Annotated in this window: 24 protein-coding genes; 6 read left to right on the top strand and 18 right to left on the bottom strand. The window is 65.5% G+C overall.

Features of this window, described 5'->3' with window-relative positions:
• Positions 1–11 precede the first annotated feature (11 nt).
• Positions 12–845, top strand: coding sequence for a serine O-acetyltransferase (gene cysE, locus K369_RS19605; RefSeq protein ID WP_036293518.1), 834 nt, complete (start codon positions 12–14; stop codon positions 843–845).
• Between the two features lie 24 nt (positions 846–869).
• Here the strand turns inward: cysE and K369_RS19600 are convergent, their stop codons facing one another.
• From K369_RS19600 to parC, 4 genes are all read right to left on the bottom strand, one after another.
• Entirely contained in the window at positions 870–1,088 is a 219-nt protein-coding gene (locus K369_RS19600; RefSeq protein ID WP_036293516.1) for a hypothetical protein, read from the bottom strand.
• On the bottom strand, positions 1,085–1,405 hold the full coding sequence (locus K369_RS19595) for a DNA-binding transcriptional regulator (RefSeq protein WP_036293514.1): 321 nt from the start codon (positions 1,403–1,405) through the stop codon (positions 1,085–1,087). Before K369_RS19595 ends, K369_RS19600 begins: the two co-directional genes overlap by 4 nt.
• Positions 1,402–1,770 carry a type II toxin-antitoxin system RelE/ParE family toxin gene (locus tag K369_RS19590; protein WP_036293511.1) on the bottom strand — a complete coding sequence of 123 codons (369 nt, stop codon included), beginning with the start codon at positions 1,768–1,770 and terminating at the stop codon, positions 1,402–1,404. The genes K369_RS19595 and K369_RS19590 overlap by 4 nt, the downstream gene beginning before the upstream one ends.
• Before the next feature lie 136 nt (positions 1,771–1,906).
• The gene (gene parC, locus K369_RS19585) at positions 1,907–4,156 is read right to left on the bottom strand and encodes a DNA topoisomerase IV subunit A (RefSeq protein WP_036293507.1); all 2,250 of its coding nucleotides are present in this window, start codon (positions 4,154–4,156) and stop codon (positions 1,907–1,909) included.
• Between the two features lie 150 nt (positions 4,157–4,306).
• Between parC and K369_RS19580 the strand changes: the two genes are divergently transcribed.
• Complete coding sequence (locus tag K369_RS19580) at positions 4,307–4,552, top strand: hypothetical protein (protein WP_036293504.1); 246 nt, start codon at positions 4,307–4,309, stop codon at positions 4,550–4,552.
• On the opposite strand, the gene recO is transcribed toward K369_RS19580, so the two are convergent.
• From recO to K369_RS19555, 5 genes are all read right to left on the bottom strand, one after another.
• Positions 4,512–5,285: a DNA repair protein RecO gene (recO, locus tag K369_RS19575; RefSeq protein WP_051949419.1), complete on the bottom strand. Its 774-nt coding sequence runs from the start codon at positions 5,283–5,285 to the stop codon at positions 4,512–4,514. The genes K369_RS19580 and recO overlap by 41 nt on opposite strands.
• Positions 5,286–5,293: 8 nt before the next feature.
• On the bottom strand, positions 5,294–5,524 hold the full coding sequence (locus K369_RS19570) for a DUF1737 domain-containing protein (protein WP_024878069.1): 231 nt from the start codon (positions 5,522–5,524) through the stop codon (positions 5,294–5,296).
• 88 nt (positions 5,525–5,612) lie between these two features.
• Positions 5,613–5,888, bottom strand: a complete 276-nt coding sequence (locus tag K369_RS19565) for a DUF6460 domain-containing protein (RefSeq protein ID WP_036293501.1) — start codon at positions 5,886–5,888, stop codon at positions 5,613–5,615.
• 121 nt (positions 5,889–6,009) lie between these two features.
• Positions 6,010–6,435, bottom strand: coding sequence for a hypothetical protein (locus K369_RS19560; RefSeq protein ID WP_036293498.1), 426 nt, complete (start codon positions 6,433–6,435; stop codon positions 6,010–6,012).
• Between the two features lie 94 nt (positions 6,436–6,529).
• Positions 6,530–7,654: a DUF4424 family protein gene (locus K369_RS19555; protein ID WP_084570749.1), complete on the bottom strand. Its 1,125-nt coding sequence runs from the start codon at positions 7,652–7,654 to the stop codon at positions 6,530–6,532.
• Positions 7,655–7,801: 147 nt separating this feature from the next.
• Here K369_RS19555 and K369_RS19550 point away from each other — a divergent pair, with 147 nt between their 5' ends.
• Positions 7,802–8,299, top strand: coding sequence for a PAAR domain-containing protein (locus K369_RS19550; RefSeq protein WP_036293491.1), 498 nt, complete (start codon positions 7,802–7,804; stop codon positions 8,297–8,299).
• 6 nt (positions 8,300–8,305) lie between these two features.
• Here K369_RS19550 and K369_RS19545 read toward each other — a convergent pair whose 3' ends face one another.
• From K369_RS19545 to K369_RS19515, 8 genes are all read right to left on the bottom strand, one after another.
• Positions 8,306–9,697 (bottom strand): heme biosynthesis protein HemY, encoded by a 1,392-nt coding sequence (locus tag K369_RS19545; RefSeq protein WP_036293488.1) that lies wholly within the window; start codon positions 9,695–9,697, stop codon positions 8,306–8,308.
• Positions 9,698–9,776: 79 nt separating this feature from the next.
• Positions 9,777–11,237, bottom strand: coding sequence for a COG4223 family protein (locus K369_RS19540; RefSeq protein ID WP_036293485.1), 1,461 nt, complete (start codon positions 11,235–11,237; stop codon positions 9,777–9,779).
• 117 nt (positions 11,238–11,354) lie between these two features.
• Entirely contained in the window at positions 11,355–12,860 is a 1,506-nt protein-coding gene (hisS, locus tag K369_RS19535) for a histidine--tRNA ligase (RefSeq protein ID WP_036293482.1), read from the bottom strand.
• A 279-nt stretch (positions 12,861–13,139) separates the two neighbouring features.
• A complete protein-coding gene (locus K369_RS19530) occupies positions 13,140–13,709 on the bottom strand; it encodes a DUF123 domain-containing protein (protein ID WP_245278248.1) in 570 nt (189 codons plus the stop codon).
• Positions 13,660–13,923, bottom strand: a complete 264-nt coding sequence (locus K369_RS19525) for a hypothetical protein (protein ID WP_198033164.1) — start codon at positions 13,921–13,923, stop codon at positions 13,660–13,662. Before K369_RS19525 ends, K369_RS19530 begins: the two co-directional genes overlap by 50 nt.
• A gap of 14 nt (positions 13,924–13,937) precedes the next feature.
• Entirely contained in the window at positions 13,938–14,462 is a 525-nt protein-coding gene (locus tag K369_RS26685; RefSeq protein WP_156967987.1) for a hypothetical protein, read from the bottom strand.
• Positions 14,459–14,896, bottom strand: coding sequence for a Panacea domain-containing protein (locus tag K369_RS19520; protein WP_036293475.1), 438 nt, complete (start codon positions 14,894–14,896; stop codon positions 14,459–14,461). Before K369_RS19520 ends, K369_RS26685 begins: the two co-directional genes overlap by 4 nt.
• 296 nt (positions 14,897–15,192) lie before the next feature.
• The gene (locus K369_RS19515; RefSeq protein WP_036293472.1) at positions 15,193–15,636 is read right to left on the bottom strand and encodes a DUF4274 domain-containing protein; all 444 of its coding nucleotides are present in this window, start codon (positions 15,634–15,636) and stop codon (positions 15,193–15,195) included.
• 453 nt (positions 15,637–16,089) lie between these two features.
• On the opposite strand from K369_RS19515, the gene K369_RS19510 reads away from it, so the two are divergent.
• Both K369_RS19510 and K369_RS19505 read left to right on the top strand, forming a co-directional pair.
• On the top strand, positions 16,090–17,400 hold the full coding sequence (locus tag K369_RS19510) for a TIGR03808 family TAT-translocated repetitive protein (RefSeq protein ID WP_245278247.1): 1,311 nt from the start codon (positions 16,090–16,092) through the stop codon (positions 17,398–17,400).
• 63 nt (positions 17,401–17,463) lie between these two features.
• A complete protein-coding gene (locus K369_RS19505; protein WP_036293470.1) occupies positions 17,464–18,261 on the top strand; it encodes a DUF1217 domain-containing protein in 798 nt (265 codons plus the stop codon).
• Positions 18,262–18,316: 55 nt separating this feature from the next.
• On the opposite strand, the gene K369_RS19500 is transcribed toward K369_RS19505, so the two are convergent.
• Positions 18,317–18,751: a hypothetical protein gene (locus tag K369_RS19500; protein WP_156967986.1), complete on the bottom strand. Its 435-nt coding sequence runs from the start codon at positions 18,749–18,751 to the stop codon at positions 18,317–18,319.
• A 215-nt stretch (positions 18,752–18,966) separates the two neighbouring features.
• Here K369_RS19500 and K369_RS19495 point away from each other — a divergent pair, with 215 nt between their 5' ends.
• Complete coding sequence (locus tag K369_RS19495) at positions 18,967–19,602, top strand: outer membrane protein (protein WP_036293465.1); 636 nt, start codon at positions 18,967–18,969, stop codon at positions 19,600–19,602.
• Positions 19,603–19,822 lie beyond the last annotated feature (220 nt).

Raw genomic sequence — 19,822 nt, 5'->3', positions numbered from 1 at the left:
AACGCGAAGCCATGACCGAAAGCGGCCCCGCTCGGCTCGTCGCCTTCTCCGGCGTCGATCCGCTTTTCGCCCGCCTCTCGGCGGAGGCCGAGGCCGCCGCCGGCCGTGAGCCCAATATGGCGGCCTTTCTCTATGCGGCGGTTCTGGCGCAGGACAGCCTCGAGGGCGTGTTGGCGCATCGAATCGCGCAGCGTCTCGCGGCGCCGGAGCTGCCGGCGACCGTCATAGAGCGGCTCTGCCGAGACCAGATGGCGCGCGATTCGGCGCTGGGCGCGGCGCTGCGAGCAGATCTCATGGCCGTTTTCGACCGCGATCCGGCCTGCACGCGGCTGCTCGAGGCGGCGCTCTATTTCAAGGGCTTCCACGCCATTCAGAGCTATCGGCTGGCGCATGCGCTGTGGCGCTCCGGCCGCAGCGATCTCGCGCTCTGGCTCCAGAGCCTCGCCTCGGCGCGCTTTCAGACCGACATCCACCCGCAGGCGCGAATCGGCGCCGGCTTCTTTCTCGATCACGCGACCGGCGTGGTGATCGGCGCCACCAGCGTCATAGAGCATGACGTCTCCATGCTGCATGGGGTGACGCTGGGCGGCTCCGGCACGGCGGGCGGCGCGCGCCATCCCAAGGTGCGCCATGGCGTGCTGATCGGCGCCGGCGCCAAGCTGCTCGGCGATATAGAGATCGGCGAGCGCGCGCGCATAGCGGCGGGCTCCGTGGTGCTGGAATCAGTGCCGGCGCATAAGACGGTCGCCGGCGTGCCGGCCCGCGTCATCGGCGATGTCGGCGCGGCGGAGCCGGCGCTGACGATGGATCAGATCATCGACGAGTCGCACGATCCGGGGTTGTAGCGGCGGAAACTGGACCGCGAGCCTTCAGGCTCGCTCTCGCCCGTTCGTCGGCAGGTCGATCGAAGCCGTCGACCGATCGACGATCATTCCGGCTTCGTCGGGGTCCGACGCCATCGCAGCGTCGATCTGCTCTTCCGTCGTGGCTTCGGCTCGCTTCCAGTCGCTCTCGTCCGACATCGCGCGCAATTGCGCGTCCGTGTATCGGACGAGACGGGGCGCGAGCGCGCGCTTTTCGGCGCTCACAGGATCGCCTCTATGCCTTTGCGATCGGCGAGCGCGAGCAGCTTCAGCGAGGGGCCGCTCGGGCGCGTCTCGCCGCGCTCCCATTTGCTGACGAGAATTTTGCTCACATTCAGAGCCAAAGCGAAGGTCGCCTGGCTCATATTGGCTTTTTCGCGGATTTTCTTGATGGCGTCCGGCGCGAGCGGCTCGGCCGGCGTCAGGCAGCTGACGTCGAAACGCCGCATGGTCGCTTTGTCGATCGCGCCGACCGCACGCAGGTCCTCTGCAATCTCGTGAAGAGATCGAAGCGCGTCGCTGCGGTAGCTCTTTTTCGTCATAGCTCGATCTTTCGCCAACCTCGTTGTTCGCCGAGAGCTTGCAGCTCGACGTCCGTCATCCGGTCCAAGATTCGCGCGAACTCCAGATACTCCGCCAATTCCGAATCCGTCAGATTCGCCTTCGCGCTCTTGGAGAACAGGTGCAGAAATACAGCCAGATTTCCCCGTTTGTAAAAGAGGATCGCGCGCGATCCTCTTGCTGCGCCTAAGTTGCTTCGGGCGATCCGCTGTTTGATCAAACCGCGGCCGAGATCACCGTCAACCAAGCCGCGCTCGGCTTTTTCGACAGCGATTCTGCAATCTTCGTCAGAAACCCCAGCCTTTTTCGCGTCTCTCTGAAACGATTTCGGAAAACGGATTTCCATAAGAACTCCCGCCTCGCTCTCAAGGAGCGATTTTTAGCTTTCGCATCCGTCGGGGTCCTTCCGCGCAACATAGCCAGGGCCAACGCCCACGGCCTGGATATGAGAAATCTATAATATTGCCTATTATATTTCAACCCTATCCGAATCGATTGCTCTTCGGGAACCCACGCGGCGGCAGTCGGCCCGCCTCCGCCCTATGGGCGAGCCATTCGCTCAGCTCGCGCTTGTCCACGGTAAAGGTGCGGCCGGACGAATCGACCCAGGTCAGCCCGTCGGCGAGCGCGAAGACCTTGGCGTCGGCGACCCCGCCATCCTTGTAGCGTTGCAGACGCACGCCCTTGCCGCGCGCCATTTGCGGCGCCTCGGCGAGCGGGAACACCAGCAGCTTGCGATTCTCGCCGATGATGGCGACATGGTCGCCCTCCGCCGGCGTCACGATCTTCAGCTTCGTCGTCTCCTCGACATTGAAGACGGCGCGGCCCTTGCGCGTCGTCGCGACGAGGTCGTTCTGCGAGACCACGAATCCGCGTCCGTCGTCGGCGATCAGCAGCAGCAGCGCGTCCGGCGTCTGCGGCAGAACCTTCACGATCGCCGCATCCTCGTCGATATCGGCCATCAGCCTTATCGGCTCGCCATAGCCGCGCCCGCCGGGCAACTTGGCGGCGTCCAGCGTATAGGCCTTGCCATTCGAGGCGAGCGCCAGAACCTTGGACGTCGTCTGCGCGAAGAAGGAGGTCTCCAGCGCATCGTCGCCCTTGAACTGCAGCTGCGTCAGATCGGCCACATGGCCCTTCAGCGCGCGTATCCAGCCCTTCTGCGTCACGACGATGGTGATCGGCTCGCGCTCGATCAGCGCCTCGGCGAGATCGATGTCGGTCGCCTCCGGCGCATCCTCGAAAGTGGTGCGCCGCTTGGCCAGCTTGGCGTCGGCGAGAATCGTCTTCTTCAGCTCGCGGATTTGCGTGGTGATCGTCTTCCACTGCTTGGCCTCGTCGGCGAGCAGCGATTCGACCTCCGTCTTCTCCTCGAGCAGCTTCGCGTGCTCCTTGCGCAGCTCCATCTCTTCCAGCTTGCGCAAGGCGCGCAGGCGCGTGTCGAGAATATAATCGACCTGCACGTCGGTGAGCTCGAAAGCCGCCTTCAGCGCCTGCTTGGGCTCGTCCTCCTCGCGGATGATGCGAATCACCTCGTCGAGATTGAGGAAGACGATGATCATGCCCTCGAGCACCTCGAGCCGGCGCACGATCTCCGCCAAACGATGACGCGAGCGGCGTTCCAGCACCTCGCGGCGATGGTCGAGCCATTGGCGCAGAGCCTCGTCCAGCGAGACGACGCGCGGCACGGCGCCATCGACGAGCACATTCATATTGACGGGGAAACGCACCTCCAGCTCGGAGAGCTTGAACAAGGTCTCCATCATCAGCGCCGGATCGACCGTGCGCGTGCGCGGCTCGATGACGACGCGCACATCCTCCGCCGATTCGTCGCGCACATCGCCGGCGAGCGGCGCCTTCTTCTCGACGACCAGCTCGGCGAGCTTCTCGATGAGGCGCGATTTCTGCACGCCATAGGGGATCTCGGTAACGACCGCGACCCATTGCCCGCGCGCGGTCTCCTCCTTGTGCCAGCGCGCGCGCAGGCGGAAGGAGCCGCGCCCCGTGCGATAGGTCTCGATGATCTGCGCGCGCGGATCGACGACAATGCCGCCGGTCGGAAAATCCGGCCCTTGCACGAAGGTGAGCAATTGCTCGGCGTTGGCGCTGCGATGCGAGATCAGATAGAGCGCGGCGTCGCACAGCTCATTGAGATTATGCGGCGGAATGGAGGTCGCCATGCCGACGGCGATGCCCTGCGCGCCATTGGCGAGAAGATTGGGGAAGGCCGCCGGCAGCACCACCGGCTCCTGCTCCTCGCCCGAATAATTGGGGCGAAAGTCGATCGCGTCCTCGTTGATGCCCTCGAGCAGCAGCCGCGCGACCGCGGTCATGCGCGCTTCCGTATAGCGATAGGCGGCGGCGGCGTCCCCATCGACATTGCCGAAATTGCCTTGGCCGTCGACGAGTGGATAGCGCGAGGAGAAATCCTGCGCGAGCCGCACCAGCGCATCGTAGATCGCCTGGTCGCCATGCGGATGGAAGGAGCCCATCACATCGCCGACGATCTTCGCGCATTTCTTGAACGGCGTGTTCGGGTCGAGCCGCAAGATCTGCATGCCGTAGAGAATGCGCCGATGCACGGGCTTCAGGCCGTCGCGCGCGTCCGGCAGCGCGCGTCCGGTGATCGTCGAGAGCGCATAGGTGAGGTATCGCTCCTCGAGCGCCGTGCGCAATTCCACCGGCAGCGCATCTCCTCCGCCTTCGTCCGTCGTCGTTCCGCTTTTCGCCATATCGCCGACTCCCGCCCTTTCGGCGTTTACTGCGTGCGCTTATATCCCGTCGCGACTCTGGCGTGAACCATTGCCGTCGCTGCGTGCTTCCACTAAGACAGCGCAGCTTTCGGCGCCCCGTCGCAGCGCCGTCTTTTCGAGCAGCATCTCATGAAGAAGCCTCTCCTGTTCGCAACTTTTGTCGCCGCCGCCCTCGCGGGGGCCAGCGTCCGCTCCATGGCGCTCGAAGTCTCGCTGTTCGACTGGCTGCCCTTTCTGCACGAGGATTCGGCGGAGAAGAAGGACGCGCGCCACGGCGCCTCGCCGCAGGCGCTGTGCAAGGAAGTGGAAGTGCCGGTCGACGAAGGCTATGGCGTCAGCCGTCATGAGCGCCGCGTGGTGTGCGAGCAGGAATGAGCGCGACGGCGCCGTGGGCCGCTGCGGCCGCGACATAGAGCCCACGCGCCTGCGGCGCGGCGAGGCCGCGTGGGCCGAAGACGTCGCGCTGCAGAAAATGCCCGGTGAGGCGAAAGGCCGCCGCCAGCTCGCCGGCCTCCGCCCCGGCAGGCGCCGGCTGGCGTAGAAAATCGGGGAAGGGCAGCAGACGATCGCGCCAGGGCGCGCCGGCGGCGCGCGCGACCGCCCGCCCGGTCTTGGGCGACACATAGGCGAGATCGGCCGTCTCCCCGGTGAGCGCGCAGCGCTCGAGATCGAGGCCGAAGCCGAGCGCCGCCAGCAGCGCCAGCTCGAATCGCGCCATCAGCGCCGGGGCGAGATCGAGCGAATCGAGCCGGTCGGCGATGACCTCGGCCATATCGAACAATTCGCCATGCGGATCGCGCTCCGGCAGCAGCCGCAGCAGCGCGCAGAGATGGCCGACGCCATGCAGGGCGAAGGCGCGGTCGATGAGCCGCGCCGCCCGCGAGCGCAATGGCTCCACGGCGAAAGCGCCGAGATGCTGCTCGAGCCGCGCCCGCCAGGCGACCTCGACGCTATTGCCGGGCTGCAGCACGGAGCGCAGCGCGCGGCCGGCGCCGCCGCGCACCATGCCGGCGTGACGGCCATGGGCGCGCGTCATCAGCTCCAATATGACCGCGGACTCGCCGTGGCGCTTGACGCCGATGACGAGCCCTTCGTCCCGCCAATCCATCTATCCTGTCACAGCTCGGAGAGCTTCACGTCCGGCGTGTATTTGAAATCATAGACGTCCTTGGTGATCGCCTGGCCGCAGATCACCTTGCCTTTCGTGGCGTCGAAGGTCAGCGTCGGCGAGCCGTAGAGCGACCAGCCGAGGCTCAGCGCCTCGGTGACGCGCTTGCAGAACTCCACATCGTCGGGACCGGTCAGATAGCGATAGACCGTCGATCTCTTGCCTAGAGTTGCGGACATTGTGACCCCTCGGGAATGGCCGGCGGGCGATTCGCCCGGGCGCTCGCGCCGTCATCCTCGCGCGCGCGGCCTCGCGCAAGAATTTTCTCTAGCGCCGCCCGGAATTGAAGAGCCGCAGCACGAACCAGATCGGCACGACGATGATCGCGCCGGTGATCACATAGCCGATGACCGTATGCACCGCGCCGAAGCCGAGCGAGGAGATGCGGTCGAAGAAGCGTCGCGCGCCATGGACGAGATCCATGGGCTCGATCTCCAGCCACATCAGCAGCGCGCCGACGACCAGCGAGACGAACAGCAGCTTGACGAGCACTTGCAGCGGCGAGCCGCCGAGAAAATCATGGAGTCGACTATTGGAGGCCATGCGTCCTTCGCTCTCGATTGCGGCGTTATCGACGTTTTCGCGACGCGCCGGCCGCCTTCCTTCTCCCCGCTCGCGGGGAGAGGGAGAAGGCGCGCCGCGAAAACAATCATGCGAAATTCTATCAGAGGCTGTCGCCCTTGGGAGCCTCCTCGCGGAAGAGCTGCATCATGCGCCGCAGGAATCGCTCGGTAAAGGAGAGCGCGCGCTCGAACTCTTCCTCTCCGGGCAGGCCCTTGCGGGGAGCCGTCGCCTCGGGCGCGGCGCCGGGGAGCTTGGCGCGCAATTGCGCATTCTCGCGGGCGAGGCGGTCGATCTCCTCCTGCAGCGCGGCGCGCTCCTCCGCGGCGACGCGGCAGACGGAGAGCCCGCCCTCCACCGTGCAGAAGGAGACCGCGCCGGTCTGCTTGTCGAGCCGCAGCATTCCGCCTTCCGCCGGGCTCATGGCGAAGCGGCCGGCCTCGCTCTGGGAGGGCTCGGCGGCGGGGGCTTCGGCGCGCGCGGCGGCGGAACAAAGCATGGCGAGACAGACGAGGGAAAAGACGCGCATCGGCTCCGACCAGTTTCAGCAGGCCGCCCCTCGAGGCCCCGCTCCGATGTGGCGAGGGGGGCGGCGCGCGTCAATAGGCGGGGCCGCCTCCCGCTCAATCCTTGGGGCCGAGGAGCAGCACGCGCAGCAGGCCGGAGGGCCGGAAATCGGCGGCGCGCATCTCGAAGGCGGTGGGCGAGATTTTCTTCAGATCGGCGAGGCAGAAGCTCACGAGGCGCGTCGGCTTGCCCTTGTCCACGACGAGGCGGAATTGCCGAACCGGCGCGGCGGGCGCGCCGGCGCCGAGATCGAAGGAGATGTGGCGCTCCTGCAGCTCGGCGACATTGGCCTCGGGGAAGATGCGCGCCGCGGGCTGCGGCTTTTTCGGCGCATCCCCCGCAATGGCCTCCTCCGGCGCAAGCGCGGCGGCTTCCTGCGCCGCCGAGCGCCGGGCCGCAGCGGCGGAGACCATTTTGTCGACGCCCGCGAGAAAGGCGCGATCGAGGCAATAATCGGCGCGGCGGCGCTCTGCCTCCGCCGCCAGCTCCTTGGAGGAGCGCAGCGGCTCGCGCAGCACGCTGTCGCGGGCGACGCCGACGCTCGAGCGAAAGCGAAAATCGAGCAGCGCGCTCTGTCCCGGCGCGAGATCGAGCGTGCGCGTCGCCGCGCCGCGCACCGACCAGCGCGGCGCGTAGATCGGATGTCCCGCCCGATCGACGCCATTCTCGGCGATGAGCCCGTCCTTGACGAGCCGCGCGCGGGCGTCCGGCGCCAGAGCGGCGAGCTTGTCGTGAAAAAAGCCGATGGGAACCAGCGGCAGGCCGCTGCGACGCAGGGCGGCGGTCACATCCTTGCCCTCGACGAAGGCGCTCTGCGAGACGGCGAGCGGCGCCGGCTTTTGATCGATGATCGCGGCGAGGCCGATGTAATTGATGGGGTCCGCGCCGGGAATCGACCAGGCCGCATCGGGATCGGAAAAATCGATCTCCGGCAGGGGGAAGGTCACATTGGTCCGCGCCGGCGCCGCCGTGGGATTGACGATGCGATATTTCAGCGAGCTGTTCTGCGCGCCGAGCGTCAGCTCCATCTGCTCGACGACGAGCCCTGCCGCCTCGAGCCCGGCGAGCTCCGGGCCGCGATGGACCAGCTCTTGAAGAGTCTCTTCCGCCCGCGCCCCCCAAAAGCCGAGCGCCAGAATCGCCGCCGCCAATCCGGCGCTCCGGGGGAAAGGAAAATTCATCGAAAGCCGCCTTTCACTTTAGAAAATGCGCGCGAGAATATCGTCTCCGCCGCGAAAGCGATATGGGCGGGCGCACAGCGCGATTGACGGCGATGGCCTATCGAATAGGCTGATATGCATTGCTCGAGATCATAGAGGGAGCGGATCATGGGACGGCCGGCTGCGCGCGTGAGCGACCCTGTGGCCCATCCTCTGCCGCCGGTGCTGACGCCCGGCCCCGGCAGCTTCAACGTATTCATCGGCCAATTGCCGGCGTGGCGCGGAGTCGGCGGCGCGGCCGCCGCGGCGATACAATCCGCGAAATCGGCCTCCGACGCGACGATCCAGGCGGCCGAGGCGGCGACGCTCGCCGCCGCCGGCACGCCGGGCGCGCCCGCCGCTCTGGCGGCCGAGCAGGCTGCCAAGGCCGCGGCGGCCGCCAGCATGGGATCGATGATCAGCGGCGCCGCCGGCGGCGCGGATATTCACATGTGCGCGACGCCGCTGCCGATCCCGCCGCATGGGCCGGGCGTGGTGGTGGACGGCTCCGCCAGCGTCTTCATCAACGGCCTGCCCGCCTGCCGGCAGGGCGACACCATCGTCGAGGCGGTCGGCCCGCCGAACAAGATCGTCATGGGCCTGCCGACCGTGCAGATCGGCGGATAGCGCGCGTCAGGCCGTCGCGCTCTCTTCCTCGATCGGGGCTTCCAGCAGCCGCTCCGGCCGCGTCAGGAACGCCGCCGGAATATCGGCGCGGGCGTCCTCGGTCGGGCCGCGGACGGGCTCGGGCGGCGTCGCCCAGACGAAAGCGTCGAGCTTGCCGGTGACGGGTGAGGCCGGCGCCCAACGCCGTGAGATGACGCCATCGGCGATCCAGGCCGGATCGCGCGGCGCGCGCGAGCCGCGGGCCAGCCATTCGCGCACCGGCCCGCTGGGGCCGTTCTCGGCGTCCTCCAGCTCGGCCATCAGCAGGCAGACCTGGGCGGTCGGCGTCTTGCCTTCGGCGACCAGCGGAGCCAGCGCCTTGCGCGCGGCGCCGAAATCGCGCGCCGCCAGCGCCGCGCGGGCGACGAGGATTCCCGCCTCCTGCGAATGCGAGACGGAGGCGGCGAATTTCCGCACGCGGACCAGACGCTCGGCGTTGGATTCGCTCGGCGCGATCTCGAGAAAAGCTTCGGCGATATCGGGATGCGGATGCTCGGCATAGGCTTTCTCGAGCAGCTTCAGCGCTTTGGCGCTGTCGCCATGACGGGCGAGCAGGCGGCCGATCAGCGTGATCGCCGGAACCAGATCGGGCGCGCGCTTCACCGCCTGGCGGGCGAGATGCAGCGCGTCGCTCGGATGCGCGGCCTGCTTCTCCAGCGCCAGGGCGGTCTCCACCACGGCGCGCAGGCGCTGGGCGGTCGGCAGGTCGATGGCCTTGGCCTTCAAATTGGCCTCGACGGCGATGCGCGCCTCTTCCCAATTGGCCTGGGCGCCGTGATGCTCGAGCAGCGCATGGCCGGCCCAAGGCAGCGGCGCGAGCTGATGGGCCTGATCGGCGAAATGATGCGCCGCCTCGTCATCCTTGCGGCGCTTGGCCTCTATGTGCAGGCCGCGCAGGCCGAGAAGGCGCGTCTCCGAGAGCTGCGTCATCTCGTGAAAAGCGGTCTCGGCGCCGACGCGGTCGCCCTCGAGCTGGGCGACCTGGGCGCGCAGCAGATAGGTGAGCGGCTCCTTGTCGAGGTTTTTCACCGCCTCCTTGGCGGCGCGCTTGGCCTCGGCGAGATGGCCGGCGCCGGCGGCCACAATGCCGCGCGAGAGAGCCTGGAAGCCCCGCTCGCGGCGCTTGGCGCGGGAGCTCTGCTTCAAGCGCGCGGGCGCCTGGAAGAAATAGGCGATGATCGCCCAGGCGATGAGGATCGCCGCGATCGTCGCGAGCAGCGCCGCCGCGCCGACGACCAGCGTCGTCTCTATGTGATAGCCGCCCCAGTCGAGCGTGATCGAACCGGGCTGCTCGATGAGCCAGTGGAGGCCGATGGACAGAGCGGCCAGCGCCGCAATGAAGAAGAGCAGCAGAATCATGGGTCGTCGATCCTCGCCTCGGCTCTAAGCGCGTCCGCTTAGATTTTTTTGTTTCAGCAGGATTATTGTCTGGCCCTGCTCAGTTCTTTGGTTTTGCGAGCGCATCCAGCGCGCCCGCGAGAATGGAGGCCGCCGCCTTCTCCGCGTCCACGCGCTGGCGGGCTTGCGTCTCCCACTCGCGCGCGACGGCCTTTGCGGCGTCGGGAAATTCGGCGAAAGCGGCCAGCGCCGTCTCGATCTCGCCGCGGTCGAGCGCGGCTTCCAGCTTATCGGCAATGTCGCCGATCGTGGCTTTCTCTTTCTCCACCGGGCTGCGCACCTTCACCAGCTTGGAGGCGCCTTGCAGCAGCCGATCGGCCAAGGGGGCGTCGGGCTTCAGATCGGCGGAGGCCTCGAGCTTGCGCACCAGCGGATGGAAGGAGGCGCGCAGCGCGCGCGCATCGGGCGAGCCCTTCTCGGCCAGAGGCGCGAGCGCGGCCAGCGCCTGCGAATCGGCGCCCTGGGCCGAGAGAATGGCGTATTCGGACGGGAAGGGGGCTCCCCGGTCCAGCGCCCGCTGCAGCGAATGCGCGACCACGGCGACGGTCGCCGGATTGGGGCCTTTCTCCTCCGGCGCGGCGGCCACGGGCGCGGGCGGCGGCGGGGCCGGCTCCGCCTCGCGCGGGGCGCGGGTCTCGTCCTTGGCCGCGTCCAGCTTGTCGCGCAGCGCCTTCACCTCGTCGGAGAGCCAGTCGATGCGGCCTTCGAGGCCGCTGACATTATCCTCGACGTCCTGCACCTTCTGGTCCGGGACCTTGGCCCCGCGCGGCGCGGCGGCGGGTTCTGCGCTGCGGGCCTGCTCCGCCAGCGCCAGGGCCGAGCGCGCGATTCGCTCCAGCTCGTCCACGCGGCGCGTCAGCGTCTCGATTTGGGCGTTGGAAACCGGATTGGCCTCCGACGCTGCCGGCTTGGCCGGCGCAGGAGGAGCCACGACGACCGGCGCCGCAGGGGCCGCCGGGGCCGGGACGGGCGCGGGGGGAGCCGCGGGCGCGTTCCAGGTGATGTGATCGCCGCTGGAGCGCGGCGGAACGGCGGGCTCGGCCGGCTTCGTCTCCACGGGCGTCGATTTTTGGAGGGGCTCGGCGAGCTTGGCCGCGCCGGGCTTGTCGGCCGGCTTCTCGGGCGCAGCCGGCTTGCCGCTCCATTTCACGACCGTCTCGCGCAGAGTGGCGATCAGCTTTTCCGGCCGGGCGAAAGTCTCGTCCACGACAGTGGCGAAGGCCGCGAGCTTCTCGTTCTTGTCGCGGAAACGATAGGCGGCGATCGACCCCGCGGTCGCCAGCAGGCCGAGCGTCGCGGCGAGCAGCGTGAAGCGATGCCAATTCTTGCGGCGCGGCTTTTGCGCCGGCGCGGCCTCGCTCGCGGGCGCCGAAATTGCTTCGCTCTCCGTGCGCTCGGCCTCGGCCGGATGGTCGACCTTCGTCGTCGTCCAAGCGTCGTTCGCCGATGATTCGCCGGCCGCGTGGCTATCCGCTGCGGGGTCTATGTCGTGCTGCGCCATGTGCTAGGGGCTCCTCGCCGCAGCCCCTTATAGACGAGGCGGACATTCCGCGAAACATCCGCCGCTGCGTTCGCGCCGCGCCGCGCCGGGAATTTCCGGCTCGGGCGGCGGCGTCGCTCATCCCTGGCGGGCGAGCAGCGCCTTGATATGTTCGACCAGCTCGCTCTCCGGCGCGGAGAATTGCGCGGGCCGGGCGGATTTCCATTCCTCATTGGTGGCGATGGCGGCGCTCGCCCGCGCGCCTTCGATGAGGTCCTTGATCTGTACCTCGCCCTTGGCGCGCTCGTCCGAGCCTTGGATCACCACGGCCGGGCTGTTGCGCTTATCGGCATATTTCATCTGCGCCTTCATGCCGGAGGAGCCGAGATAGAGCTCCGCCGAAACGCCGGCGTTGCGCAGAGCGGCGACCATGCGCTGATAATCGGCGATATGGTCGCGGTCGAGCGCCAGCACGACGACCGGCCCGAGCCGCGTCGTCGTCGAAACGACCGGGCTGCCGACCAGCTTCAGCGCCGCATAGAGGCGCGACACGCCGATCGAAAAGCCCGTCGCCGGCGTGTTGTCGGAGCGGAAACGGCCGATGAGCCCGTCATAGCGGCCGCCGCCGCCGACCGAGCCGAAGCGCACCGGATGGCCTTTCTCGTCCCTGGTCTCGAAGGTGAGATCGGCCTCGAACACCGGCCCCGTGTAATATTCGAGCCCGCGCACGATGGAAGGATCGATGCGGATGCGCTCCGGGCCGAAGCCGGCGTCACGCACGAGATCTTCGATCTCCAGCAATTCCTCCGCGCCTTCCGCGCCGATATTGCTGCGGCCGAGCAGCTCGAACAGGCCGAAGCGCGGCTCGCCGTCCTTATATTGTCCGCCGAGCGTGAAGGAGAGGATGGTCGCCACCGCGTCGTCGGCGAGGCCGGCGCCTTTGGTGAAGTCGCCGCTCTCGTCCTTGCGGCCGGGGCCGAGCAGGAGCTTGACGCCTTCCGGGCCGAGCCGGTCCATCTTGTCGATGGCGCGCAGCACGGTGAGGCGGCGGCCGGCGTTCGCGTCGCCCTCGAGGCCGATGGCCTTCATCACCCCGTCCAGCACCTTGCGGCTGTTGATCTTGATGACGTAATCGCCGCGCGGAATGCCGAGCTTCTCCAGTGTGTCGGCGGCCATCATGCAGATTTCGGCGTCGGCGGCCGGCGAGGCCGCGCCCACCGTATCGGCGTCGAATTGCATGAATTGGCGGAAGCGCCCCGGCCCCGGCTTCTCGTTTCGATAGACATTGCCGAAACGATAGGAGCGGTACGGCTTCGGAAGCCGGTCGAAATTCTGCGCGACATAGCGGGCCAGCGGCGCGGTGAGGTCATAGCGCAGCGACAGCCATTGCTCGTCGTCGTCCTGAAAGGAGAAGACGCCCTCATTGGGGCGGTCCTGGTCCGGCAGGAATTTGCCGAGCGCGTCGGTATATTCGATCGCCGGGGTCTCCAGCGCCTCGAAGCCGTAGAGCTCATAGACGGAGCGAATCACGTCGATCATGCGGCCGGCGGCGGCCAGCTCTGCGGCGTCGCGGTCGGCGAGGCCACGCGGGGAGCGGGCCTCGATCTTGGATTTCTTCTGGTCTGACATCTTCTGGTCTGACATGGGGATGCGCCTTTTCGGCGCTCTTCCTAGCATTTTTGCGCGGCGAGGAAAGCCGGGGCGTCGCCCGGGGCGATCGGGTGGAGGAGATGCGGCTCTATCTCCCCCTCGAGAGGTTTTCGAATCAAACATTCTCCTCACCCCCCGCGGCGTCCTGGCCGGGCTCGTCCCGGCCATCCACGCCAACGCGCGCCGGGCGTCTCGGCTCGACGTGACGCCGAAGCTCCGGGGGCGTCCCAGATGAGATGAAATTGTCGATCGTTGGAACTTTCATGCCGTTTATCAGCGGCCTGGCGTGGATGGCCGGGACAAGCCCGGCCAGGACGGCCATTGTGTCTCGTCCCTACAGAGGAGGGCGCTCTCGCCTGATCGCCATGGGGCGTCGCCTCGCGGCCAGAACAGCAGATGGCTGCGGCAATGCGGACAGTCCGAGCTGCCGAATCCTTCGAGCGGAACCGGCAGCGCCGAGAGCGCGGCGACCAGATCGCATTCGCCCTTCGCCTCGGTGATCCAGGCGCCGAGCGATTCGCCGGCCTCGGTCAGCTGGTCGATATGCCAGCGGCGCCGCTTGCCCTGCCGCATATGCCGGCCGAGCCGCGCGCGCAGCCCGCCCGGCCCTTTGGCGGAGCCGCAATAGAGATAGAGCCCCGGCGCGAGCGTCGCCGCGCGACGGCCGGCGCGCGCCTCGAGCGGATGCGTCAGCGCGATGAGCAGCGCATAGGCGCCGGGCGCCGACGGGGCTTCGGAGGCGGCGCGGATGAAAGCGAGCGCGGAGAGCGATGCGTCGGGAGCGGCGGGGCGATCAGCGCGCGCCGAGCGGCGCATCGAGGAGGAGACGGTTTCTGACGCCATGTTGCAGGCCGAGCTTTCGGCCGGGGATAGAGACGCGCATTTCCGGCGGAATGAGGAGGTCGAGCGCTTTCTGGTCGAAACGCGCCGGCAGGCGAGCCTCGCGCGCCAGCGCCTCCACCGCGTCGAAGCGCAGCGTGGACGCCCGGTAGAAGCCGTTGACATAGCGTCTGATTTCGCCGATCAATTCATAGGCGCGCGCTAATTCTATTAGCAAGCATATTTACGCGTTCAATCCCTGCTTAGCGGATAAATTTTGTGTTCTGGATCCCACCACAAAATAAAAAAGACATCACAAATACGGAATCCATAAAGCCTTTGTGTGAACCCAACGCGGAACCGGAATATTTCATCCAAGTCCTCAAGCTGGATATCGACGAGTCGCGCTTGTGCTTCCGGGCATATTTTATATATCGGGTAAGATTTATTCCTTTTATGCTTACCAGAAACTTCGTTTTCAATCTCTAGCCAAGTCTTTGACTTATATCCGCTTATATGTGGGAAAATAGTGGCGTCCCATGTCGCCTTATCCCATTTGCGCATTTGCCCCCAGGACCACTTTCCGACCCTGTCAGCGCGCTCTTTTGTGTATCTCATTTTCAAATGGCCGCGAGGGGCTGTTGGCGACACTATTGGCTTCGACTTGAGATATTTTAGCTCAGCTGACTTGATGAATTTTTCTGGGAAAGGCACTGAGATAGCAGCAATTCTCTTTGCCGCTTTTACTTTCTCAGCAATAATTGGTTTTTTGCTCACAGACCGCCGTAATACTCTGCCATTAGGTCATGCGATATAACCCTGTTCCCCCTTTCTCCAGCCTTTAACCCTTTGCGTGCTTCCTTCCAAGGACGTTCGGCATGGGTGAGTTCGCTCAGATATTGAGGCTCATATTTGCCATAGAATGCGACAACCTTCTCAATCGTTTCTTTCTGACTCTTAGTTAGGGCGGATAGCTTCCCGCGCGTCAATTCTGATATTTTGAACTTTCCTTTATGTTCCTCATAAAGCCGCGGGCAAACTGGCCCGTTAGCCCACGCCTCGATTGGCTCATAAAACAGGGGTTTATCGTCCCACACGAGCGACCACGCTTGCGAATAGTACACGAGTTTTTGAAGCTTCCACGTGGTAATTGGAAGCCTCTTATCGCATTTCGTGAGCACATACTTCGCCACATCGAAAACGTCTGACATTAACCCCAACGCCCGGCTGCCGCCTTCTTGGCGATAGCGAAGCGCTCCTCCTTGCTAAGTTTTGAAGCCCGCGCGGCGGTGCCAGCGCGCTCAGATTTCACTTTGTTCGACAGCGCTGGCGATCCTTCGACTTCACCAGTCGCAATTTTTGCTACCATGACGGCGCACCCGATTAGATCGGCTGGCCGTTTTTGCCCTCGCGGACTTTTTGGCATCCCAGACCTCATCGGTATGCGTACAGGCATAAAGTGCTATACACGTCAACTTGACAAATCGCCAAATTACCATTACAGCGCCTACAGCGGCGTGATGTAGGCGCTGTCAACGGGTCGTCCGGCTTTCGCAAAATAATTGTTGGCCATTTCAATCTGGTATGCAGTTCCATAGCTGGCAAGTTCGGCCGCTAAATTCTCAATTTCAAACTGATGCACTGCCGCGCGCTTCATCGTCTCCGGGACCTCGGCGCGATCTCTTCCATAGGCGAGCAGCCGGCCCGGCCGGGCGAGGTAGAAAATGCCGAGCGCGGTCGCCTTTTCGCAGCGCTTCTGGCGCATGATCCAGAACAAGGGCGCGTCGCCGAGCGCGCGATTATGGCCGAGGATCATTCTGTGCCAGTCGTCGCTGGAGGCGAGCGGCAGCCAATCGGCGATGAATTGCGCATATTCGCCGTCGCCCGGCTCGGGACTCGCGGCGCGCTCCTCGACCCAGCGACGCAAGAGATCGTCGACCGCGAGAGGCATTGGGAGACTCCGGTTCTTCAAAAGCGACGAAGCGACCGCGAAGCCCCATACGGCGAGCGCTGTTCTCGCTTCCCGCGCGACGGGTTTCGACATAAAAAGGGGCTCCCCGTTCCGCGCGTACGCGAAACGGGGAGTTGGACAACACCGTGAGAACCTGAACCGCAAAGGACCGACCTCGACGGATGAGGCCGCGCTCTGGAGGGGTAGAGCGTCGCAGAAAGGAGAACCGCCTCGACGAACCGAGCGATGTCGCAAGTCGCAGAGCAGTGGAGGCGGGACCTAGACTTGTTCTTTGCAAGACGATTACCCGTTTGGGCGCTCTCTTTATGCCCCCGACCGTTATGTAACGCAACTACATAAATTAGGCGCAATGCCCGATTTGACGCGGCCGCCGTGCAAAAACAAGCGGCAGTTCGGGCTCGACGCGTCGCGCTCCTCGAGCTAATCCGGGATGTGGCCAGGCCGACCCGACGCGAGATTTTAGCCTTTGGAGCCGGCGCTTTCGCCGCTCTCGGCGCCGTCGCGCGCGCTGACGCCGCCGCGCCGGACGCCACCGATTGGCTGCAGCGGCGCCTACGCGAGGCTGTCCATGCGGGAGGCGCCTTGCGTCTGCCGGCCGGCGTCTTGCGCATTCGTTCCCTCGTCATCGAGGATAAGGTCACGATCATCGGCGCCGCCGGCGGCTCGGCGCTGCAGGCGATCGGCCCCGGCCCGCTGCTGCGCGCCGCCAATGTTCCGGCGCTGACGCTGGAGAATGTGAGCTTCGACGGCGGCGGCGCGGCTTTCGCCGATCGCACACAGGGCCTTCTCGATCTCGCCGATATTCCAAAGCTCGCCGTGCATGGCTGCACGATTCGCCGCTCGGGCGGCAGGGGCGTCAATCTCCTGCGCTGTGGCGGGCGCTTCGCGCAGAATATCGTCGAGGATGTGCGCGACGCCGGCTATTTCTCGCTCGATGGGCTCGGCGTCGACATAGACAATAACAAGGTCCGCCGCTGCGGCGACAATGGCGTGCAAGTCTGGACCACAAAGGCCGGGCGCTATGAGGGCTCGCGCATCCGCAATAATGAGATCGTCGACATTCGCAATCTCTCGGGCGGCGACGGCGCCTATGGCAATGGCGTGAGCATTTGGGGCTCTGGCTTCGTGCGGGTGGAGAAGAATGTCATCCGCCGCTGCGCCTATACGGCGGTACGCAACAACGCCGGCCATGATGTCGAGGTGGTCGGCAATGATTGCGCCGGCTTCGGCGAGCGCGCCATGTATGCGGAGTTCGGCGCCAAGCGCGCCAGCTTCCGCGACAATAAGATCGACGACGCCGGCGCCGGAATAGCGCTCGCCAACGCCGAGCGCGGCACGGACATAGGCTTCGTCATCGGCAATCGGATCACCGGCCTGCACGAGACGCATCCCGATGACGAGTTCGGTCCCATAATGAGCTGGCTCACCGGCATAGAGGCGGAGAGCAATGTGGAGATCGCCGGCAACACTGTGGTCGGCGGCTGGATGGGCGTGCGCTGCGGCGGCTATCGGCAGAATATTCGCGTCGATGGCAATGAGCTCGTCGACAATGACTATGGCGTGACCTTTCAGATCGGCGAGGGCGTCGGGCCGGCGGTCATCGCGCGCAACAGGATCATCGGCGCCAAAAAGGCGGCGATCGCGGCGATAGCGGGTCATGACATTCAGCCGGGAGATGTCGCGCGGCCGGGCGCGGCCGCCAAATATCCGCGGCTCACGATAGAGGGCAATGAGGTCGGCTGAAACTTAACATTGCGTCAAGAACCTCGGGCGCATGATCGAGGGCCAGTCCCTCGGAATATCTTCATGACGACGCTCGCCAGCTATCTGCAGATCGCCAATAATCAGGCCAAATGGCAGGCGATCACCGCCAAATCGCCGGATGTCGCGACGCAGACGAAATATTTCAAGGACAATATCGGCAAGGTGACGTCGGTCGACGCCTTTATGAAGGACACGCGTCTCTTCAATTATGCGATGACCGCATTTGGTCTCGGCAGCATGACCTACGCCAAGGGCCTCATGCAGAAAGCGCTGGACGGCGGCGTCTCCAGCAATTCGGCGCTCGCCAACACGCTCAGCAACGCCAACATAAAGGCCTTTGTGACGGCATTCGACTTCGCCGACAATGGCGAGACGACGACATCCTCCTCGACGCTCGTCGACAATGTGGTGAGCCGCTACACGGAGCAGGCGCTGGAGACGAGCCAGGGCCAGCAGAATCCGGGCGTGCAGCTCGCGCTCTATTTTCAGCAGCGCGCGCCGAACCTCACCAGCGTCTATGGCATTCTGGCGGACAGCAATATTTTGACGGTCGTGCAGACGGCGCTCGGCATTTCCTCGAGCACCTCGTCGCAGTCCATCGACACGCAATATCGGCTGCTGTCGTCGAAGGTGAATCTCGCCGACTTCAAGGATCCGACGAAGCTGCAGCAGTTCATCTCGCGCTTCGCCGCGCAATATGATTACAACAATGGCGGCGCCGCCAATTCGCAGAGCTCCCTGCTCTCGACGCTGTTCGATACGTCTGGCTCTGGATCGAGCTTCGGGCTCGATTCCAGCCTGATGCTGAACATGCAGGGGATGAAGCTCGGCTATTTTTGATCCGGCGAAAAGCGGCTTCCGCGCCAGGAAGCGGAAACCGCCTTTGCCAAAAGCGTCAGAGAATATTCACCGTCACGGTGACATGCGCGATCCCGCCCGAGCCCGAATACCAGTCGTAGGAGAATGTGTCGGTTCCCGAGGCGTTGGGGCCGGCGTGGTAGAAGAGCTTCGTGCCGGGCACGCGCTGGGTGTTGCAGCGCGACCGCGGATTGGCGGGACGGAAATAGGCGTAGCCGGCCTCGCGCCGAATCTCGACCCGGCCCTGTGAGGGGGCTTGGGTGAGCGTGACGCGATCGGGACTGTCGGCGCGCGAGCAGTCTGGATTGATCTTGGCGGCGAAGCCGAGCGAGGCGGTGGAGCCGCGCGGGACAGAAATCGTCCTCTGCACGGAGGCCTGGCTGCCGCCAGCGTAAATATAAGCGCGCGGGCCGGTATTGCAGGCGGAAAGGCCGAGAGCGGCCGCCAATAAAGCGATGCGTGCAAAACTCATGGTCGGCAATCCAGTGGCGAGCGACGGCGCGTTCTAGCTCGAAAGCGGCTTGCTCACAATGGCCAGGGTACAGTTTGCATTCCGTTTGCGGCGGCGCGCCAAAAATTCGGCGCGACTTCGCCGCGAGCCGGAAACATCTCGAACCTCTCGGACAAACGGGGGAAATCCCAATCGACGAAGCCGAAGCGGGGGCGTCGTCGAAACGAGGATTTTTCATGAAGCCTGTCATCACGGCTCTGGTTATGGCCGCAGCTTTCTCCGCTGGCGCGCGGGCGGCGGATCTGCCGTCGCGCGAGCGGGTCTTCCAGCCGCCCCCGACGCCGCCGGCTTTCGCATGGACCGGCGTCTATGCGGGTCTCGATATCGGCGCCGGCGCGTTCGCCTCCGGCAAGTCCGACGCCGGGGTCTCGGGCGGCGGACTCGTCGGCTATAATCACCGGATCGGCCCGCTCTTCGTCGTGGGCCTCGAGACCGATTTTTCGGGGACCAGCCTCTCCGGCGGTGGTCGCGGCCCCGATCCGCTGGGCCTGCGCGGACCCGAGGGGGCGCGCTCGCTGCCCTGGTTCGGGACGTTGCGCGGGCGCTTCGGCGTCACCGGCTTCGATTCCCGCGTGCTGTTCTACGGCACGGGCGGCTTCGCCTATGGCGACGTCGGCGGATCGGTTCGCGAAGGCTGGACCGCGGGCGGCGGCGTCGAATGGGCCTTCGCGCCGCGCTGGTCGGTCAAGACCGAATATCTCTTCACCGATCTCGGCGAGAACGGCGGCGGCGATCCGGGCGCCGCGCGCGGCGCGAATTTTCACACCGTCCGCGTCGGCGTGAATTATCATTTCGATCTGCCGTCGCGGTGATCAGACGCGTTCGCGCGGCTTGCTCGCGGCGCGCCGAATTGCTAGATAAGGCGTGGATGGCTGGCGGGGTTTCCCTTCCAGCCTCTCCGTTTTTTAAAAACACGGGCATTTTCGATCGGGCCGCGCCGGCCAGTTCTCTGAGCAGAACTCTCGTTTCCTCCAGGCCTCGCTTCGGCGGCGGGAGGGGACTTCCGATCGAGGAGGCCCGATCCGCAACGCC

Origin of the sequence: Methylosinus sp. PW1 (genome assembly GCF_000745215.1) — a bacterium.
Lineage (GTDB): Bacteria > Pseudomonadota > Alphaproteobacteria > Rhizobiales > Beijerinckiaceae > Methylosinus.
This window is presented reverse-complemented; position numbering and strand designations above follow the sequence as displayed.

What these genes read in the sequence shown, in the direction of transcription:
- cysE (WP_036293518.1), top strand. Translation starts at nt 12, where the DNA reads ATGACCGAAAGCGGCCCCGCTCGGCTCGTCGCCTTCTCCGGCGTCGAT.
- K369_RS19595 (WP_036293514.1), bottom strand. Translation starts at nt 1,405, where the DNA reads ATGACGAAAAAGAGCTACCGCAGCGACGCGCTTCGATCTCTTCACGAG.
- K369_RS19590 (WP_036293511.1), bottom strand. Translation starts at nt 1,770, where the DNA reads ATGGAAATCCGTTTTCCGAAATCGTTTCAGAGAGACGCGAAAAAGGCT.
- parC (WP_036293507.1), bottom strand. Translation starts at nt 4,156, where the DNA reads ATGGCGAAAAGCGGAACGACGACGGACGAAGGCGGAGGAGATGCGCTG.
- K369_RS19580 (WP_036293504.1), top strand. Translation starts at nt 4,307, where the DNA reads ATGAAGAAGCCTCTCCTGTTCGCAACTTTTGTCGCCGCCGCCCTCGCG.
- recO (WP_051949419.1), bottom strand. Translation starts at nt 5,285, where the DNA reads ATGGATTGGCGGGACGAAGGGCTCGTCATCGGCGTCAAGCGCCACGGC.
- K369_RS19570 (WP_024878069.1), bottom strand. Translation starts at nt 5,524, where the DNA reads ATGTCCGCAACTCTAGGCAAGAGATCGACGGTCTATCGCTATCTGACC.
- K369_RS19565 (WP_036293501.1), bottom strand. Translation starts at nt 5,888, where the DNA reads ATGGCCTCCAATAGTCGACTCCATGATTTTCTCGGCGGCTCGCCGCTG.
- K369_RS19560 (WP_036293498.1), bottom strand. Translation starts at nt 6,435, where the DNA reads ATGCGCGTCTTTTCCCTCGTCTGTCTCGCCATGCTTTGTTCCGCCGCC.
- K369_RS19555 (WP_084570749.1), bottom strand. Translation starts at nt 7,654, where the DNA reads ATGAATTTTCCTTTCCCCCGGAGCGCCGGATTGGCGGCGGCGATTCTG.
- K369_RS19550 (WP_036293491.1), top strand. Translation starts at nt 7,802, where the DNA reads ATGGGACGGCCGGCTGCGCGCGTGAGCGACCCTGTGGCCCATCCTCTG.
- K369_RS19545 (WP_036293488.1), bottom strand. Translation starts at nt 9,697, where the DNA reads ATGATTCTGCTGCTCTTCTTCATTGCGGCGCTGGCCGCTCTGTCCATC.
- K369_RS19540 (WP_036293485.1), bottom strand. Translation starts at nt 11,237, where the DNA reads ATGGCGCAGCACGACATAGACCCCGCAGCGGATAGCCACGCGGCCGGC.
- hisS (WP_036293482.1), bottom strand. Translation starts at nt 12,860, where the DNA reads ATGTCAGACCAGAAGATGTCAGACCAGAAGAAATCCAAGATCGAGGCC.
- K369_RS19530 (WP_245278248.1), bottom strand. Translation starts at nt 13,709, where the DNA reads ATGGCGTCAGAAACCGTCTCCTCCTCGATGCGCCGCTCGGCGCGCGCT.
- K369_RS19520 (WP_036293475.1), bottom strand. Translation starts at nt 14,896, where the DNA reads ATGTCAGACGTTTTCGATGTGGCGAAGTATGTGCTCACGAAATGCGAT.
- K369_RS19515 (WP_036293472.1), bottom strand. Translation starts at nt 15,636, where the DNA reads ATGCCTCTCGCGGTCGACGATCTCTTGCGTCGCTGGGTCGAGGAGCGC.
- K369_RS19505 (WP_036293470.1), top strand. Translation starts at nt 17,464, where the DNA reads ATGACGACGCTCGCCAGCTATCTGCAGATCGCCAATAATCAGGCCAAA.
- K369_RS19500 (WP_156967986.1), bottom strand. Translation starts at nt 18,751, where the DNA reads ATGAGTTTTGCACGCATCGCTTTATTGGCGGCCGCTCTCGGCCTTTCC.
- K369_RS19495 (WP_036293465.1), top strand. Translation starts at nt 18,967, where the DNA reads ATGAAGCCTGTCATCACGGCTCTGGTTATGGCCGCAGCTTTCTCCGCT.